Source organism: Mesorhizobium sp. M0626, from assembly GCF_040320665.1.
Classification (GTDB): Bacteria; Pseudomonadota; Alphaproteobacteria; order Rhizobiales; family Rhizobiaceae; genus Mesorhizobium.
Map to the genome: position 1 here is coordinate 309886 of NZ_JAMYQD010000002.1, position 16173 is coordinate 326058.

Genomic DNA, 16173 nt, shown 5'->3' on the forward strand with positions numbered 1-16173 from the left:
CTTCTTACCGCGGATCGCATATCCTATCGTACTGCGCCGCATTGCAGCCGTGCTGCACCGGCCTCATGGTGAGACAAGTCTGCGGAGGTTTCCATGCGTCCCGGGACTGCAATCGCGCTGCTTTGGCTGATCTGGGTCGTGTCCTGGTTTCTAGCCGCCTTCTGGGCCGACCCGGCGAAAAAGCGTGCCGGCATCCAGGAGGAGCTTCGCTATCGCGCTTTGTGGTTGTTCGGCGCGGTGCTGCTGTTCATTCCCGCGCATGGCTATGCCGGCCGGCTGCGATTCTGGTTTCCGACCCTTGCCGAAGCGTGGATCTGCGCAGGGCTTGTTGCCGTTGGCCTGTTGTTCGCCTGGTGGGCGCGGTTGCATCTCGGCCGTCTCTGGTCGGCTTCGGTGACGGCCAAGGCCGAGCACCGTGTCGTCGACACCGGTCCCTACAGAATGGTCCGCCACCCGATCTATACCGGACTGCTTCTGGCGATGCTTGCCACAATGGCGGCCAAAGGCACGGTCTGGGGCATCGCCGGCGCGATTCTTCTCACCATCGGCATCGTCATGAAGGCAAGGCTGGAGGAACGCTTTCTGCGCGGAGAACTCGGCAACGCCTATGACGATTATGCCCGCAGCGTACCGATGCTGGTGCCGTTCATGCCGGCCTGATTACAGCATCCGCAAAAGCGCGCCGCCGATCGAATAGCCGGCGCCGAAGGCGCACAGCACGCCGAAATCGCCGGGCTTCATGTCGGCGTGGTTTTCCGACAGCGCGATGATGGCGCCAGCGCCGGCGGTGTTGCCGAGCCGCTCCAGCACCATCGGCGCGCGGTCATGGTCGACCTCGTGGCCGAAGGCCAGTTTCAGGATCATGGCGTTCATTCGCGCATTGGCCTGATGCAGCCAGAATCGCCTGATGGCTTGCGGCGTCAGCCCGTGCTCGGCGAGGAATTCGACAATGAATTTGTGGCCGGCGACGGTGACTTCCTTGAACACCTTGTTGCCGACCTGTTTGATCAGATTGCCTTCGAGGTTGATCATGTAAGGATCGTCCTGGGCGGTGCGGGTGTGATAGCCCAGATTGGTGCGGATATTGTTCGACATCTGCGTCCAGGTGCGCGTGTCCAGCACCTCGAAACGCCCCGGCCGCCTCTCGCCCTCGCCCAGCCCCTCGACCACCATCGCCACCGATGCATCGCCGAAGATGAAATGCGTCTGCCGGTCGCGGAAATTGAGATGGCCGGTGATGATCTCCGGCGTGACCACCAGCACGCGCTTGTGCGCACCCGCCCGCACGAGATTGGCCGCAATGTGCAAGGCGGCCGCGGCCGATGAACAACCAAGCCCCATGTCGAAGCCGGCGCCCTTGGTGCCCAGCGCCTCCTGCATTTCGATAGCGATCGCCGGATAGGGCCGTTGCTGGTGCGAGGCCGAGCAGATCACCAGGTCGATGTCGGACGGCTTCAGGCCGGCATGGTCGAGCGCCTTCCGGGCCGCGGCCACTCCAAACTCGGCCTGCAGCGACAGCGCATCATCGGGCCGCGCCGGAATGCGCGGCGCCATGCGGGTCGGATCGAGAATGCCTTCGCGCTCGATCACATGGCGGGTCTGGACGCCCGAGGCATGGACGATGAAGGCGCTGTCGGATTTCTGCAGCAGCGTCTCATCCGTGCCTTGCCGGCGCGCATTCTCGGTGTCGACCCAGGCATTGAAGCTGGCGACCAGTTCTTCATTGGTGATCTTGGCTTCAGGGATTTCAACGCCAATGCCGCTGATGATGACGCGATGCATATCCAGTCCGTCCATGCGCAGGCGTTGTCGTTCTCATGTGAACGACGAAGGGGCGCGACACAACACTTTTCTCACCCCACCGGTTTACGCCGGCTTAAACCATAGGCTGTGGCCGGATGTCATCGGGAGTGCTAGCCGGCCCGCTTGGCGACGATGAAAATGCGCGGGAAGCGCAGCAGCACCTTGCCGTTTGCGGTCTTCGGATAGGCCTTGGCAATTTTGGCCGTGTAGCTGTCGAGGAAGATCTTGCGCTCGCCGGCGTCCAGCGGATCGAGGAAAGGCTTCAGCCCCGTCGACTTCACCCATTCGACGATCGCCTCGGCGTCGGTCAGTGGATGATTGTAGGCCGTATGCCAGATATCCACCCGGTCGGAGAGCGGCGACAAGAGATCATAATAGAACGACACCGCCGGCAGCGGTCCGCGCGCAGCACCTGCCATCTTGGCGGCGAACGGCATTTCGGCGGCCGTCTCGCGCATCACCTGATGCGACGGCTCAAGCAGATTGTCGGGCATCTGGACGGCGAGCGCGCCACCGGGGGCGAGAAAGCCCATCAGCCGCTGAAACACAGCGGGATGGGTGGGCAGCCACTGGAATACCGCGTTGGCGAAGATGACGTTGACCGGCTCGGCCGGCCGCCATGTCGAGGCATCGGCGAGGTCGAAATTGACGCTGGGCAGGCGCGCCTTCGCCTTCTCGATCATGTCGGGAGAGGTGTCGAAGCCGCTCACCTCAGCGCCCGGCCAGCGCTCGACCAGCAGCTCGGTCGAATTACCCGGGCCGCAGCCGATGTCGACCACCCGGCGCGGGAAATCCACCGGCACCTGCGCAACAAGATCGCGCGCGGGCCGCGTCCGCTCATCCTCGAATTTCAGATATTGGGCGGCGGACCAGTCGGTCATTCAAGCTTTCCTCGTATCAGTTGAGAAATTCGCCGCCCCGGTTGCTCCCTTACCGCGTCAGCCTCTTGTAGGTCATCCTGTGCGGGTTGACGGCTTCGGGGCCGAGACGACGGATCTTGTCCTGCTCGTAGTCCTCGAAATTGCCCTCGAACCATTCGACATGGCTGTCGCCCTCGAAGGCGAGGATGTGGGTGGCCAGGCGGTCGAGGAACATACGATCGTGCGAGATGATGACCGCGCAGCCACCAAAATTTTCCAGTGCGTCTTCGAGCGCCGCCAGCGTTTCGGTGTCGAGATCGTTGGTCGGTTCGTCGAGCAGCAGCACATTGCCGCCGGTCTTCAGCATTTTTGCCAGATGCACGCGGTTGCGCTGGCCGCCGGAGAGTTTGCCGACCTTCTGCTGCTGGTCGCCGCCACGGAAGTTGAACGATGCGCAATAGGCGCGGGTGTTGGCTTCGAACTTGCCGAGCTTGACCACTTCGGCGCCGCCCGAGATTTCTTCCCAGACGGTCTTTGACGGATCGAGCGCATCGCGGCTCTGATCGACATAGCCGAGCTTCACCGTTTCGCCGATGCGGACAGAGCCGGCATCCGGCGTTTCCTGGCCGGTGATCATGCGGAACAGCGTCGTCTTGCCGGCGCCGTTCGGGCCGATGACGCCGACGATGCCGCCTGGCGGCAGCTTGAATTCCAGGCCTTCGATCAACAGCGTGTCGCCAAAGCCCTTCGACAAGCCTTCCGCCTCGATCACCACATTGCCGAGCCGCTCGCCATGCGGAATGACGATCTGCGTATCGCTCGGACGCCGCTTGTCGGCTGCATCCAGCAGCTCCTGGAACGCCTGGATACGCGCCTTGGACTTGGTCTGGCGGGCTTTCGGGCTGGACTGGATCCACTCGCGCTCGCGGCCGATGGCGCGCTGGCGGGCGTCGTCCTCGCGACCTTCCTGCTTGAGGCGCTTGGCCTTGGCTTCGAGGTATTTGGTGTAGTTGCCCTCATAGGGAATGCCGCGGCCGCGATCGAGCTCGAGGATCCATCCCGTGACATTGTCGAGGAAGTAGCGATCGTGGGTGATGATCATCACGGCGCCCGGATAGGCGCGCAGATGCTTTTCGAGCCACGCCGTGGTTTCGGCGTCGAGATGGTTGGTCGGTTCGTCGAGCAGCAAGAGGTCGGGCTGACGCAGCAGCAGCTGGCAGAGCGCGACGCGGCGGCGCTCACCGCCCGAAAGCTTGGTGACCTCGGAATCCTTGGGCGGGCAGCCCAGCGCTTCCATCGCCATCTCGACCTGCTGTTCGAGATCCCACAAATTGAGCCGGTCCATCTCGTCCTGGAGCTTGGCCGACTCGTCAGCCGTCTCGTCGGAGTAGTTCATCATCAATTCGTTGTAGCGCTCGATGATGGCGGTCTTGGCGGCGACACCTTCCATGATGTTCTCGAACACCGTCTTGTTGGCATCGAGCGCCGGCTCCTGCGCGAGATAGCCGACGGTGGCGCCTTCGGCGAGCCAGGCTTCGCCGTTCCACTCCTTGTCGAGCCCGGCCATGATCTTGAGGATCGTCGACTTACCCGAGCCGTTGGGGCCGAGGATGCCGATCTTGGCGTCGGGATAGAAGGAGAGATGGACATTCTCAAGCACCTTCTTGGTGCCATAGGCCTTGTTGAGGCCGGCCATGTGATAGATGAACTGGCGTGCCACGCGCGCTTTCCTTGATGATTGACCGAAATGTCGGATTGAATGGAGGTTGGCCGCTATGTAGGCGATGCCGGGCCGAACGGCAATCGCTTTTGCCATTTCAAGCCGGGTGTACACCGCACGTTAAGTTTTCCGCCGGTTGTAGGGAGCGTTGAAATCCCCGGTTAACCCTTCAGCGTCAAAACAGGATTGATCGCTGGCCTGTCGCGATCGAAAGTAAAGATCGGACCGAAGGTAGTGCTGAACAGTTTCCTGCTCCTTGCCGAAGCGGTCGTCTACTTCAGCGTCATGGTCACGCTGTTCCGCTTCAGGGATCGCATCGGCCTCGGCGTCTTCGTCTGCGCGCTGGGCGCCATGCATTTCCTCGAAACCTATCTCGCCAGCGTCTTCTATGTCGCCCTGCCCTTCGGCATGGTCTCGCCAGGCTCGGCGGTGCTGTTCTCCGGCAAGCTGGTGATGCTGCTTCTGCTCTACATGAAGGAAGATGCGGCCACGGTGCGCCAGCCGATCTATGGCCTGCTGCTCGGCAACGCCTTGATGATCGGGCTGGTCCTGATCCTGCGCCTGCACGATATTTCAGCTCTTTCCGACGGCAAGCTTCCCGATATCGGCTTCATCGACCAGATGGGCTGGTTGATGGTATGGGGCACGACGCTGCTCTTCATCGACGCCATCCTGATCATCCTGCTTTACGAAAAGCTCGGGCGTTATCTGCGCAAGGCGCCGTTCTCCCGCATCCTGATTTGCGTCGCCTGCGTGCTCACCTTCGACCAGGCCGGATTTTTCACCGCCCTGCATTTCGTCGCCGGCGCACCGATCGCGGTCTTCTTCGGCGGCTGGTTCGCGAAGATGGGTGCCGCTTTTGCCTACAGCGCCATGCTTGTCGCCTACCTCAGATGGTTCGAAACGCGTCAGGTCGTGGCACCGCGCGGGCTGTCCGACGTCTTCGACACCTTGACCTATCGCGAGCGCTACGAAGCCCTGGTCGAACATGTCGGCCGCGACGGCCTCACCGGCCTGTTGCACAGGGGACGCTTTGACAGCGACGGCGAACGTCTGGTTGCCGTCAGCCTGCGCACGGCCCAACCGCTCAGCCTGCTGATCGTCGACGTCGACCATTTCAAGTCGATCAACGATCGCTTCGGCCATGCCGAGGGCGACAGGGTGCTGAGATCGATCGCCCAGGTGCTGACCCAGGCGGCCGGCGCACACGATCAGGTTTTCAGGATCGGCGGCGAGGAGTTCGCCATCCTTTGCTCGCAGCCGCATGCGGTCGCCAGGTTGCTCGGAGAAAACCTCCGCCAGGCCGTCAAAGCGTGCGTAAACCGGTTCGACATCAGCGTCAGCGCCGGCATCGCCACTGTCGATGAGACCGTAGGCTCGCTTGCCGATCTCTTCGCCCTTGCCGACGAGCGTCTCTACAGGGCCAAGTCCACCGGGCGTGACCGCGTCGTCGGCGAAGCGCATGACGATGCCGAAGACCTAACTGCGTGGACATTGCCCACGCGTGGCGTCAGCGGATAAGGCTGTCAGCTCCGCTTGCGCTGCTGCAACGCGCCGACCGCAACTGAAACGGCTATCAGCGCGATGGCCAGCCATTTCAGCACGGTGATGATCGGACTGGCATCGATGTCATAAGCGATGAACAACAGAATGCCGGGCACCAGCAGGCCGCACATGACCAGCATGATGCGGTTGATCTGCCAAGACACTTTTGCTGCCAGCGCTTCGTCACCGGCTTCGCCGACAAGACCGGCGCGCATCTCCCGAGAGATGGCCAACGCGCTCGACAGGCGCATGGAGATCGGCAAGCCGAGCCCGATTATGAGGAAGGCACACGCCGCCAGCAGAGCCGAGAATTTGAGCGCGCTGGTGTCGGCCGGCACCGGAAACAAAAGTGTCGCCAGCGGCAGGAAGACACAGACGATGCCGAGCGCGGCAATGGCGATGAAGATCGCGGCATTGACCCAAGTGAACAGCTGGTAGCGGCTTGCCCCGATCGGCGCGGCAAGCACGCGCATGCGCGCCCACTCGGCATCGGTATAGGAAAAGCCCGGCCATTCCATGCGGCCGTCTTTAATGGCGGTCATCCCCCTGGCCCAGAAAGCCAGCCGCGCCAGCGCGCCTGATGTCATGCCACTCATCGCCACCCCCGCCGAATGAAACACATCCAGACCATATCACCGCGTCACTGCCAAGCGACAGACGGATATCCTACTGGAACCCGGCCGCATCGACCGAGCCCTTCGGACAGCCCGCCTTGGTCGTCGGCGCCGAGGCGAGCATGAGAGTGCTCAGCGAACTGTCGGGGCCGATCGGGCCGGTCAGGCCGAGCGTCAGCTCGCCGATCAGCCGCCTGCCGCTCGACGGATCGACCAGGCAGGAGACACGCACCCGCGCGCCCGACCCGGCGCCGAAGGCGCTGTCGAAGGCGCTGCGGATCTGGTCCGAAGTCAGCTGCTTGCCGACATTCCTGGTGAAGAGCTCGCGCACCGGCGAGGCATTCACCGCCCGCATCAGGTTCAGCGCCTCGGCAAAATACTCCTGCTGGCTCTTGCCGTAGCAGGTGCCGTGCTTGATCCATTCATGCCGTTCGAGCTTGGAGGCGGTGCCCGGCATAACCTGGTCGAGCTCGGCGCGCGTAGCGGCATCGAGATCGACCGGCGGCAGGTCTGCCCAATGGGCCGGATTGTCATTGGCCTTGTCGCTCGCCGGCACCTGGCAATAGAAATTGCCGTTCGGCTGCGGCCAGAGCCCATGCAATGTGAAATGCGACGCGTCGAAGCCGCCCGCCGTCTGCGCCTGGCATTCGGGCTTGCTCGACTTGGTTTCGCAGAAGGCCGGCTGCCAGCTCAGCGCGAAAACATATTCGGGTTTTCCTGAAGCCGGCGCCGCAGGCTTGCCCTGATCGGCGGGCGCGGCCGGCTGGGCGGCTGCGCTGCCGCCGGTGACATGACCGCAGCTGATCTTGACCCAGCGACGCTCAGGATCGGCGCCCGGCACGCGGATGAGGTAATGCGTCGGCGCATCCTTGTTGCCGGCCAGGAGGTCGTAGCTCTGTCCAGCCGTTGTCGCGATATTGCCGGGGTTCTTGCCGCTCTTGATTGCCTGCGTTGCTGGACAGGCAGCATCGGCCACGAAGGAGCCGCTCATCTTCACATCGGCGCGCGCTAGGCCGACACCGGCCAGCGCCACCAACACCGCACCCCATATCGCCGATATCCGCATTCCAGCACTCCTAGCGTTTCATAGCGCAAGCTAGAAACGTGTGACATGTCAGAATTACGATTTCTTTCGTCCGCCGCAAAAAACAATCGCTCGGTCGATCAGACCCCGCCCTCCTCGACCCGCTTCGTCAACATACGCAGCAGATCAAGCGCGGTCTCAAGCACGCGAGGCTCGATGCCCTCGCTGATGCGGTTGGCCCAGACATGCTGGCGCGTGCCGATATCCCTGATCGCGGCCCGGCCCGCATCGGTCATCGCCAGGAGCTTGGCGCGGCGGTGCGCCGGGTTGTCCGCATAGGCGGCGAGCCCTTCGGCGGCCAGAATGTCGGCAAGGCGCTGCACGCTCTGGCGGGCAAGCCCCATGTGGCGGGCAATGTCGGCCACCGATTTCGGCTCCTTCAGCACCGCGCCCAGAACCTGCCAGCGCGCCGCCGTCAACCCGGCAGGCTCCGCCAGCCGGTCGGCCGCGTCGAGAAACCCGCCATTCAGCCGGAACACGGCAAGCACCAGTTCGGTGAGCACATCTCCGGCTTCGGTCCTGCTTGTCATTTCTGGCCGGCCTCGATGGTGGAAACGAAAGTGTTGACGGCTTCAGCCACCGCCTCCGGCTTGTCAAGCATCACCCAATGGCCGGAACCGGCGACGGTTCTGTGGCCAATTCCGCTGCGCAGCCGAAACAGGGCCGCCGCATTGTCATTGGCCTCCGTGGCCAGCACGAAGATCGGCCCGTGATAGGCGTCGAGCGTCGGTTCGGGATTCCATTCCGCCAGCGCCTTGCCGACGCCTGCCCGAGCCGCCGGATCGACCACCGCCGCATCGGCGATGACCTGTTTGCGGACATCTGGGTTGGAGCCGGCGATCGAGGTGTAATAAGCGCTCAGGACATCGCCGCCGTTTGGCCCCGCCAGATCGCGCACGAACCCGTCGCGAATCTCTTTGGGCAGGGCGCGCGGATCGGTCGCCGGATCGACCAGCAGGATGCCGGCAACACGGTCGGCATGGCCGGCGGCATAGGCGAGCGCGGCCCCACTGCCGCCGCTATGTGCAACGAGGACAAACCGCTTCAGGCCGAACGCATCGGCCACCGCACCAATATCGTCGGCACGGCCGTCATAGCCGTAGTCGGCATCAGCTGCAGGCGCCGATGCGCCATGGCCGCGAAAATCGAAGGCGACCGCCTCACGGCCACCTGCGGTGAGCTGCATCACCCGGTTCCACTGTGTGGCGCGGCTGCAGTCGCCATGCGCGAACAGGATCGGCAGGCCGTCGCCGGATTTGATGTCGTAGCCGGCAAGCTGGCCCTGCGGGCCGGCAATGGTTGAGGTCTTCATGGTCATCTCCCTGGTCTGGCTGGAAGCAATGCCGGGCAGGAGCATTGCGGATGAAAGGCTCGCCAGCAGAAACGCGCGGCGCGAAACGGTCGAAACGGTTTTCATACTCATGTTCCCGATGTAATTTGACAGTATGCTGTCATATAACCAAATTGACAGCAAGCTGTCAATAGTGACCCCGGCTGATTTCGACCTCCCCTTGACGTCGGTCCCGCCGTCGCCCAACAGTCGCCGAGGAGCGAGACATGGCATTTGACAAGCAGACGACGCTGGCCTCTCCGACCGGGGCCACGCTCAACCTCTATGTGAAGCACGCGGGGGGCTCTCCACGCGCGGTAGTCCAGGTCAATCACGGCCTGGCCGAACATGCGGCGCGCTATGCCCGCTTCGCCGATTACCTCAGCACCCGCGGCTTTCATGTCTACGTCCACGACCATCGCGGCCATGGCGCGACCAAGGCGCCCGATGCCCCGCTCGGCAGGTTCGCCGGCACAGGCGGCCCGGCCAAGGTGATCGCCGATGTCGATGCCGTCCACGATTTGATCGCAAGGGAGCAGCCCGGCCTGCCCGTCATCCTGTTCGGCCATTCGATGGGTGCGTCGGTGGCGCTCAACTACCTGCTGGCGCACTCGCCGCGCGTCCACGCCGCGGCGATCTGGAACGGCAATTTCTCACAAGGCTTGCTCGGCCGGCTTGCGCTCGCCATCCTCGCTTATGAGCGCTTCAGGCTCGGCTCCGATGTCCCCTCACGCGTCTTGCCCAAACTGACCTTCCAGGCCTGGGGCAAGGCGGTGCCCAACCACAAGACGCCGTTCGACTGGCTGTCGCGCGACGAGGCTGAAGTGGCCAAGTACATTGCCGACCCGCTGTGCGGCTGGGATGCCTCGATCTCGATGTGGCGCGATGTCGTGGAGATGGCGCAGAAAGGCGGCAAGGATGCGGGCTTTGCCGGCATCAGGCGCGACCTGCCCGTCAGCATCGTCGGCGGCGAGAAGGATCCGGCCTCCGACTATGGCAAGGGCATCGACCATCTCGCCAAGCGCATGCGTGCGATGGGCTTTTCGAATCTGGTTTCAAAGGTTTACGCCGACACCCGCCACGAAAGCTTGAACGAGGTGAACCGCGATGTCGTCATGGACGATTTCGCTGCCTGGGCCGATAGCGTGCTCAAACGCTGACATCGCTGGCCCACCGCAAGGCCCGTGACAGCGGCATCCCGGGTTGATAGAGGCTGCGGTTCCGACCCGTTTTTGGTGATTTATGGCTGAACCTCCGCTGAAAGGCGTCCGCGTCGTCGAACTCGCCCGCATCCTGGCCGGCCCCTGGGCAGGACAATTGCTGGCCGATCTCGGCGCCGATGTCATCAAGGTCGAGAGCCCCGATGGCGGCGACGATACCCGCAAATGGGGTCCTCCCTTCGTCATGAGCCATGATGGCGAGAACCTGTCGGCCGCCTATTACCACTCCTGCAATCGCGGCAAGCGCTCCATCGCCGTCGATTTCTCGACGCCCGAAGGGGCCGAGACGGTGCGCCGGCTGGTTGCCACGGCCGACATTCTGATCGAGAACTTCAAGCTCGGCGGCCTCAAGAAATACGGGCTCGATTACGAGAGCCTGAAGGCGATCAATCCAAAGCTCGTCTACTGCTCGATCACCGGCTTCGGCCAGGATGGGCCTTACGCACCCCGCGCCGGCTATGATTTCATCATCCAGGCCATGGCCGGCATGATGTCGATCACCGGCGAGGTCGGGCGCGAGCCGCAAAAAGCCGGCGTCGCCATATCGGACATCTTCACCGGCCTCTATTCGGTGATCGCCATCCAGGCAGCGCTTCGCCATGCCGAAAAGACCGGCCAGGGACAGCATATCGACATGGCGCTGTTCGACACGCAGATTTCCGCACTCGGCAACCAGAACCTCAACTATCTCGTCTCCGGCAAGGCGCCGGTGCAGATGGGCAATGCGCATATGAACATTGCGCCCTATGAGGTTGTCCCGGTCAGGGACGGCCATATCATCCTGGCGGTCGGCAATGACGGCCAGTTCGCCAAATTCTGCGCCGCCGTCGGACTCGACCATCTCTCAGCGAATCCCGATTTCGCCACCAATCCGGCCCGCGTCGCCAACCGGGTGAAATTGCGCGAGCACATGATCGAGACGCTGAAGAACTGGGACCGAGACCCGTTGCTGGCCAAGCTCGAAGCGGCAAGCGTGCCGGCGAGCCCGATCAACAATATCGGCCAGATGTTTGCCGACCCGCAGACGATCGCACGCGGCATGCGCCTCGACCTCGACGATGGCCATGGCAATCGTCTGCCCTCGGTGCGCGCGCCGATGGTGATGTCCGGCACACCGCTGGTCTATGAACGCCCTTCGCCACGCCTTGGCGAACATACCGAAGAAATTCTTGCCGAACTGGAGAAGTCTGGACGATGAAGACCGGTGGACAACTGATTGTCGACGCACTCGAGGCGAACGGCACCGACCGCATCTTCTGCGTGCCCGGCGAATCCTATCTCGCGGTGCTCGACGCATTGCATGACTCGCCCATCCGCACCATTGTCTGCCGACAGGAAGGCGGCGCCGCCATGATGGCCGACTGCCAGGGGCGGCTGACCGGCCAGCCCGGCATCTGCTTCGTCACCCGCGGCCCCGGCGCCACCAATGCGTCGGCCGGCATTCACATTGCCATGCAGGATTCGATACCCGTCATCCTGTTCATCGGCCAGGTCGCCAGCCACGCCAAGGAGCGCGAGGCTTTCCAGGAGGTCAACTACAAGCGCTTCTTCGGCGACATCGCCAAATGGGTGGTGGAGATCGACGATGCCGCGCGCATCCCCGAACTCGTCACCCGCGCCTTTGCTGTCGCGACATCGGGCCGCCCCGGCCCCGTCGTCGTCTCGCTGCCGGAGGACATGCTGACCAGTCTTGTCGACGCGCCCGCGGCCTTGCCGCACACGCCGGTCGAAACCCGGCCCGGCGAAGCCGAACTCGATGCTTTGGAAAAGCTTCTGGCCAAAGCCAAGCGTCCCTTCGTCATCCTCGGCGGCACACGCTGGGACGAGGAAGCGGTGGCACGTATGCGCACCATTGCCGAGGCCTGGTCGCTGCCGGTCGGCTGCTCCTTCCGCCGCCAGATGCTGTTCGACCATCTGCACCCGAACTATGCCGGCGATGTCGGCATCGGCATCAACCCGAAGCTGGCCACCGCCATCAAGCAGGCCGACCTGGTGCTGCTGATCGGCGGCCGCATGGGCGAGATGCCGTCCTCCGACTATACGTTGCTGAAGAGCCCTTACCCCGACCAGACGCTGGTCCATGTCCATGCCGATGCCGGCGAACTCGGCCGCGTCTACCGGCCGACCCTGGCGATCAACGCTTCGCCTTCGGCCTTCGTCGAGGCTTTTGCCAAGCGCAAGCCAACCTCCACGCCAGCCTGGGCGGATGAGACAGCGAAAGCACACGCTGCCTACCTCGACTGGTCGACGCCGCCTGAGACCGGCCCCGGCCCGGTCCAGATGGGGCCGATCATGAACTATCTGGAAAAGATTTTGCCCGATGACGCCATTTTCACCAACGGCGCCGGCAATTACGCCACCTGGGTGCACCGCTTCCACCGCTTCCGCCGCTTCGCCACCCAAGGCGCGCCGACCTCCGGTTCGATGGGTTACGGCACCCCGGCTGCGGTCGCCGCCAAGGCGCTCCATCCCGACCGCACCGTGATCGCCTTTGCCGGCGACGGCTGCTTCCTGATGAACGGACAGGAATTCGCTACCGCCGTGCAATACGACCTGCCGATCATCGTTATCGTCGTGAACAACGGCATCTACGGCACCATCCGCATGCACCAGGAGCGCGACTATCCCGGCCGTGTCGTCGCCACCGATCTGAAGAACCCTGACTTTGCCGCTCTTGCCCGCGCCTATGGCGGCCACGGCGAGACGGTCGAGAACACGGCAGATTTTGCCCCTGCCTTCGAGCGTGCCCGCGCCAGCGGCAAGCCGGCGATCGTCGAAATCAGGCTCGACCCCGAGGCGATCACGCCGACGCGGACGATGACGCAGATCCGCGACAAGAGCTGAGAAGTTAGCAGCGAAAGCCGAGTTCCGTCACACCCCCCTCTGTCCTGCCGGACATCTCCCCCTCAAGGGGGGAGATTGGATGTCATGTCGCCCTTCGCCAATCTGCAGCGTTGCAGACAGGGCGCTATGGTCAGAGCTGCTGATCTCCCCCCTTGAGGGGGAGATGTCCGGCAGGACAGAGGGGGGTGCTGTCCCGCCGACGCTGCCAAGACGATCGCCCCTTTCCTGATATCTACAAGCGAGCTATCAGACCGCTGCCAGCGCCTGCGTCAGGTCGGCGATAAGATCGTCCGGATGCTCGACGCCGATCGACAGCCTGACCGTGGTCTCCAGCACGCCAATGCGCTGGCGCACGTCGAAGGGAATGCCGGAGTGCGTCATCGCCGCCGGGTGGCTGGCGAGTGACTCCGTGCCGCCGAGGCTCACCGCCAGCTTGAATATTTGCAGCCCGTTGAGAAATGCGAAGGCCGCCTTCTCTCCGCCTTTGATATCGAAAGAAAATGTCGACCCGGCGCCGCTGCATTGCGCCTTGTAGGCCCGTCCCGCTGCCGTATCCTCGCCCAGGAACGGCAGGTAATGCACCTTCTCGACCTTGGCGTGATCGCGCAGGAATTCGGCCACGAGCCGCGCATTGTCGTTGGCGCGCTCCATGCGGATGGACAGCGTCTCCAGCGAGCGGCCGAGCATCCAGCAGGAATGCGGGTCGAGTTGCGTGCCGATGGCGCCGCGCAGCGCCTTGATCGGCTTGGTCACCGCCTTGCTGCCCATCGCCGCACCGGCGATCAGGTCGGAATGGCCGCCGACATATTTGGTCAGCGAATAGACGGAGACATCCGCGCCATGTTCGATCGGTCGCTGGAACACCGGGCCGAGCAGCGTGTTGTCGCAGACGATGATCGGCGTTGATCCTTGGCTTGCGCCGATCTCGTCGGCAAACTTCCGGATCAGTGCGATGTCGACCAGGCTGTTGGTCGGATTCGACGGCGTTTCGATGAGAATGACCGAGACACGCCCCTTCGCCACCGCTGCATCAGCAGCGGCCCGCACCGCCTTGTCGTCGACGCCGTCGGCGAAGCCGACAGCGCCGATGCCGAAGCCGGACAGCGTGCGCGTCAAAAGCGTCTCGGTGCCGCCGTAAAGCGGCTGCGAATGCAGGATGACATCGCCCGGCCGGGCATAGGCGAGCAGCGTCGTGGCGATCGCCGACATGCCCGACGAGAACAGGATGCAGGCGTCCGTTCCCTCATAGACCGCCAGCCGGTCCTCGACGATCTCCGAGTTGGGATGATTGAAGCGCGAATAGACCAGGCCGGACGCCGTGCCGCTCGGCGGCTCCTTGCGGCCGGATGTGTAGTCGAAGAAGTCGCGTCCCTCCTCCGCCGATTTGAACACGAAGGTCGAGGTCAGGAACACCGGCGGCTTGACGGCGCCTTCCGACAGTTGCGGATCGAAGCCATAGCTCAACATCAACGTTTCCGGATGGAGCTTGTGGTTGCCGATGTGGGTTTTCGACGGGCGCGGCGCGGTCATGGCTTTTCCTGCGTTCTGGAGGAGTCTCGTCCAGCAATTTATGCGATCCCGGTCCACCAGTCCTTGCTATTTTCGGCCTCGCATGGCTGCATTCCGGCAACAAATTGCCGAGCGAGAGCAAAAGTGCAACAGAAGATAGCCGACGATTTCGACCGCAAGATCCTGCGCGAGCTGCAGGCCGACGCCCGCATCACCAACAATGAGCTGGCGGAGCGCATCGGCCTGTCGCCGTCGCCATGTTTGAGGAGGGTACGCCGGCTGGAGGAGGCCGGCATCATCAGGGGCTATACCACGCTGGTCGACCCGGCCGCCTTCGGGTGGAACATGGTCGCCATCGCCACCGTCCGGCTCAGCCGCCAGAACGAGGACGAGATCGTCATGTTCGAGGACGCCATCCGCGGGTGGGAAGAGGTGCTGGAATGCCACCTCGTCACCGGGGCGCGCGACTATGTGCTGAAGGTGGTGACCGGCAGCCTCGAACAGTACGAGCGCTTCATCAAGGAAAAGATCGCGCGGCTGAAATGCGTCGCTTCGATCGAGACCAGCTTCGTCATGAACACCATAAAGGAACGGCGCCTCTGACATTTGGTCAAAGGCGCCGCTCTCGAGGTCGAAATTGCCTGGCCAGGCTTATTTGATCGCCTTGTCGGTGATGGCCGTGGTGTAGGCGCCGGTCGGCGCCTTGGTGATGATCTTCTGGTCGAGCAGCGCCTTGGCGGTGCGCTCGTAGGTCGCCGGGTCGAGCTTGCCGTCGGCATTGTCGATCAGCTTGGCGACTTCGCTCATCATCCGCTTCTGGTGGTTTTCGTCCTGGCCACCGCCGTCCATGACAATGCCCGCGGCCTCGTCATTGTTGTCGATGGCATATTTCCAGCCCTTCATCGAGGCGCGCACGAAACGCACCATCTTGTCTTCGAAAGCCGGATTCTTGAGCTTGTCTTCCGAGGCATAGAGCCCGTCCTCAAGCAGGTCGTTGCCCATCGCCGAGTAGTTGAACACGGTGAGCTGGTCCGGCTTGTAGCCGGCATCGATCAGCTGCCAGTACTCGTTGTAGGTCATGACCGAAATGCAATCCGCCTGCTTCTGGATCAGCGGCTGCACGTCGAAGCTCTGCTTCAAAACCGTGACGCCATCCGGGCCGCCTTCGGTCTTCAGGCCGAGCTTGTTCATCCAGGCGTAGAAAGGATATTCGTTGCCGAAGAACCAGACGCCGAGCGTGTGACCCTTGAAATCGGCTTCGGTCTTGATCGGGCCATCCTTCGGGCAGACCAGCTCCATGCCGGCCTTCTTGAACGGCTGGGCGATGTTGACCAGCGGCACGCCCTTTTCGCGCGCGGCGAGCGCCCCGCCCATCCAGTCGACGATGACGTCGGCGCCACCGCCGGCGATCACCTGCTCGGGTGCGATATCGGGACCGCCCGGCTTGATGTCGACGTCGAGGCCTTCTGCTTCATAAAAACCCTTGGCCTTGGCGACATAGTAGCCGGCAAACTGCGCCTGCGTGACCCATTTCAGCTGCAAGGTCACCTTGTCGGCGGCCATTGCCTGGAACGCGGCCAGCGACATCGCGCCGGCCAGCATCGGAATGATCAGTCTTTTCATGTTTTTACCCTCTGAAGTTAA

15 protein-coding genes are annotated in these 16173 nt (G+C 63.2%); 6 read left to right on the top strand and 9 right to left on the bottom strand.

Annotated features, from left to right (window positions below):
* Positions 1 to 93: 93 nt before the first annotated feature.
* On the top strand, positions 94 to 660 hold the full coding sequence (locus NKI37_RS03565; RefSeq protein ID WP_023697037.1) for a methyltransferase family protein: 567 nt from the start codon (positions 94 to 96) through the stop codon (positions 658 to 660).
* On the opposite strand, the gene NKI37_RS03570 is transcribed toward NKI37_RS03565, so the two are convergent.
* From NKI37_RS03570 to ettA, 3 genes are all read right to left on the bottom strand, one after another.
* Positions 661 to 1782, bottom strand: a complete 1122-nt coding sequence (locus NKI37_RS03570) for a beta-ketoacyl-ACP synthase III (RefSeq protein WP_023668239.1) — start codon at positions 1780 to 1782, stop codon at positions 661 to 663.
* Positions 1783 to 1913: 131 nt separating this feature from the next.
* Positions 1914 to 2684, bottom strand: coding sequence for a trans-aconitate 2-methyltransferase (gene tam / locus NKI37_RS03575; protein ID WP_023712413.1), 771 nt, complete (start codon positions 2682 to 2684; stop codon positions 1914 to 1916).
* 49 nt (positions 2685 to 2733) lie between these two features.
* A complete protein-coding gene (gene ettA / locus NKI37_RS03580; protein ID WP_352790668.1) occupies positions 2734 to 4383 on the bottom strand; it encodes an energy-dependent translational throttle protein EttA in 1650 nt (549 codons plus the stop codon).
* A gap of 234 nt (positions 4384 to 4617) precedes the next feature.
* Between ettA and NKI37_RS03585 the strand changes: the two genes are divergently transcribed.
* The gene (locus NKI37_RS03585; protein WP_352595291.1) at positions 4618 to 5904 is read left to right on the top strand and encodes a GGDEF domain-containing protein; all 1287 of its coding nucleotides are present in this window, start codon (positions 4618 to 4620) and stop codon (positions 5902 to 5904) included.
* Between the two features lie 5 nt (positions 5905 to 5909).
* Here NKI37_RS03585 and NKI37_RS03590 read toward each other — a convergent pair whose 3' ends face one another.
* The 4 genes from NKI37_RS03590 to NKI37_RS03605 all read right to left on the bottom strand — a co-directional run bounded on the left by NKI37_RS03590 (position 5910) and on the right by NKI37_RS03605 (position 9043).
* Positions 5910 to 6524, bottom strand: coding sequence for a hypothetical protein (locus tag NKI37_RS03590; RefSeq protein ID WP_031194875.1), 615 nt, complete (start codon positions 6522 to 6524; stop codon positions 5910 to 5912).
* Between the two features lie 70 nt (positions 6525 to 6594).
* The gene (locus tag NKI37_RS03595) at positions 6595 to 7608 is read right to left on the bottom strand and encodes a ribonuclease T2 family protein (protein ID WP_023714790.1); all 1014 of its coding nucleotides are present in this window, start codon (positions 7606 to 7608) and stop codon (positions 6595 to 6597) included.
* Between the two features lie 98 nt (positions 7609 to 7706).
* Complete coding sequence (locus tag NKI37_RS03600; RefSeq protein WP_023714791.1) at positions 7707 to 8156, bottom strand: MarR family winged helix-turn-helix transcriptional regulator; 450 nt, start codon at positions 8154 to 8156, stop codon at positions 7707 to 7709.
* Positions 8153 to 9043 (bottom strand): alpha/beta fold hydrolase, encoded by an 891-nt coding sequence (locus NKI37_RS03605; protein ID WP_023735982.1) that lies wholly within the window; start codon positions 9041 to 9043, stop codon positions 8153 to 8155. Before NKI37_RS03605 ends, NKI37_RS03600 begins: the two co-directional genes overlap by 4 nt.
* A gap of 140 nt (positions 9044 to 9183) precedes the next feature.
* On the opposite strand from NKI37_RS03605, the gene NKI37_RS03610 reads away from it, so the two are divergent.
* From NKI37_RS03610 to NKI37_RS03620, 3 genes are all read left to right on the top strand, one after another.
* Positions 9184 to 10116 carry an alpha/beta fold hydrolase gene (locus tag NKI37_RS03610; protein ID WP_023735983.1) on the top strand — a complete coding sequence of 311 codons (933 nt, stop codon included), beginning with the start codon at positions 9184 to 9186 and terminating at the stop codon, positions 10114 to 10116.
* Positions 10117 to 10198: 82 nt separating this feature from the next.
* On the top strand, positions 10199 to 11374 hold the full coding sequence (locus tag NKI37_RS03615) for a CaiB/BaiF CoA transferase family protein (RefSeq protein WP_023668227.1): 1176 nt from the start codon (positions 10199 to 10201) through the stop codon (positions 11372 to 11374).
* On the top strand, positions 11371 to 13020 hold the full coding sequence (locus NKI37_RS03620; protein ID WP_023714796.1) for a thiamine pyrophosphate-binding protein: 1650 nt from the start codon (positions 11371 to 11373) through the stop codon (positions 13018 to 13020). Before NKI37_RS03615 ends, NKI37_RS03620 begins: the two co-directional genes overlap by 4 nt.
* Before the next feature lie 246 nt (positions 13021 to 13266).
* On the opposite strand, the gene NKI37_RS03625 is transcribed toward NKI37_RS03620, so the two are convergent.
* On the bottom strand, positions 13267 to 14550 hold the full coding sequence (locus NKI37_RS03625; protein WP_023668225.1) for a cystathionine gamma-synthase family protein: 1284 nt from the start codon (positions 14548 to 14550) through the stop codon (positions 13267 to 13269).
* Between the two features lie 123 nt (positions 14551 to 14673).
* On the opposite strand from NKI37_RS03625, the gene NKI37_RS03630 reads away from it, so the two are divergent.
* Entirely contained in the window at positions 14674 to 15132 is a 459-nt protein-coding gene (locus tag NKI37_RS03630) for an Lrp/AsnC family transcriptional regulator (protein WP_023668224.1), read from the top strand.
* A gap of 48 nt (positions 15133 to 15180) precedes the next feature.
* Here the strand turns inward: NKI37_RS03630 and NKI37_RS03635 are convergent, their stop codons facing one another.
* Entirely contained in the window at positions 15181 to 16152 is a 972-nt protein-coding gene (locus NKI37_RS03635) for an ABC transporter substrate-binding protein (protein ID WP_352790671.1), read from the bottom strand.
* Positions 16153 to 16173: the final 21 nt, after the last annotated feature.

What these genes read in the sequence shown, in the direction of transcription:
- NKI37_RS03595 (WP_023714790.1), bottom strand. Translation starts at nt 7,608, where the DNA reads ATGCGGATATCGGCGATATGGGGTGCGGTGTTGGTGGCGCTGGCCGGT.
- NKI37_RS03615 (WP_023668227.1), top strand. Translation starts at nt 10,199, where the DNA reads ATGGCTGAACCTCCGCTGAAAGGCGTCCGCGTCGTCGAACTCGCCCGC.
- NKI37_RS03570 (WP_023668239.1), bottom strand. Translation starts at nt 1,782, where the DNA reads ATGCATCGCGTCATCATCAGCGGCATTGGCGTTGAAATCCCTGAAGCC.
- NKI37_RS03605 (WP_023735982.1), bottom strand. Translation starts at nt 9,043, where the DNA reads ATGAAAACCGTTTCGACCGTTTCGCGCCGCGCGTTTCTGCTGGCGAGC.
- NKI37_RS03635 (WP_352790671.1), bottom strand. Translation starts at nt 16,152, where the DNA reads ATGAAAAGACTGATCATTCCGATGCTGGCCGGCGCGATGTCGCTGGCC.
- NKI37_RS03590 (WP_031194875.1), bottom strand. Translation starts at nt 6,524, where the DNA reads ATGAGTGGCATGACATCAGGCGCGCTGGCGCGGCTGGCTTTCTGGGCC.
- NKI37_RS03600 (WP_023714791.1), bottom strand. Translation starts at nt 8,156, where the DNA reads ATGACAAGCAGGACCGAAGCCGGAGATGTGCTCACCGAACTGGTGCTT.
- NKI37_RS03565 (WP_023697037.1), top strand. Translation starts at nt 94, where the DNA reads ATGCGTCCCGGGACTGCAATCGCGCTGCTTTGGCTGATCTGGGTCGTG.
- NKI37_RS03620 (WP_023714796.1), top strand. Translation starts at nt 11,371, where the DNA reads ATGAAGACCGGTGGACAACTGATTGTCGACGCACTCGAGGCGAACGGC.
- NKI37_RS03625 (WP_023668225.1), bottom strand. Translation starts at nt 14,550, where the DNA reads ATGACCGCGCCGCGCCCGTCGAAAACCCACATCGGCAACCACAAGCTC.
- tam (WP_023712413.1), bottom strand. Translation starts at nt 2,684, where the DNA reads ATGACCGACTGGTCCGCCGCCCAATATCTGAAATTCGAGGATGAGCGG.
- NKI37_RS03610 (WP_023735983.1), top strand. Translation starts at nt 9,184, where the DNA reads ATGGCATTTGACAAGCAGACGACGCTGGCCTCTCCGACCGGGGCCACG.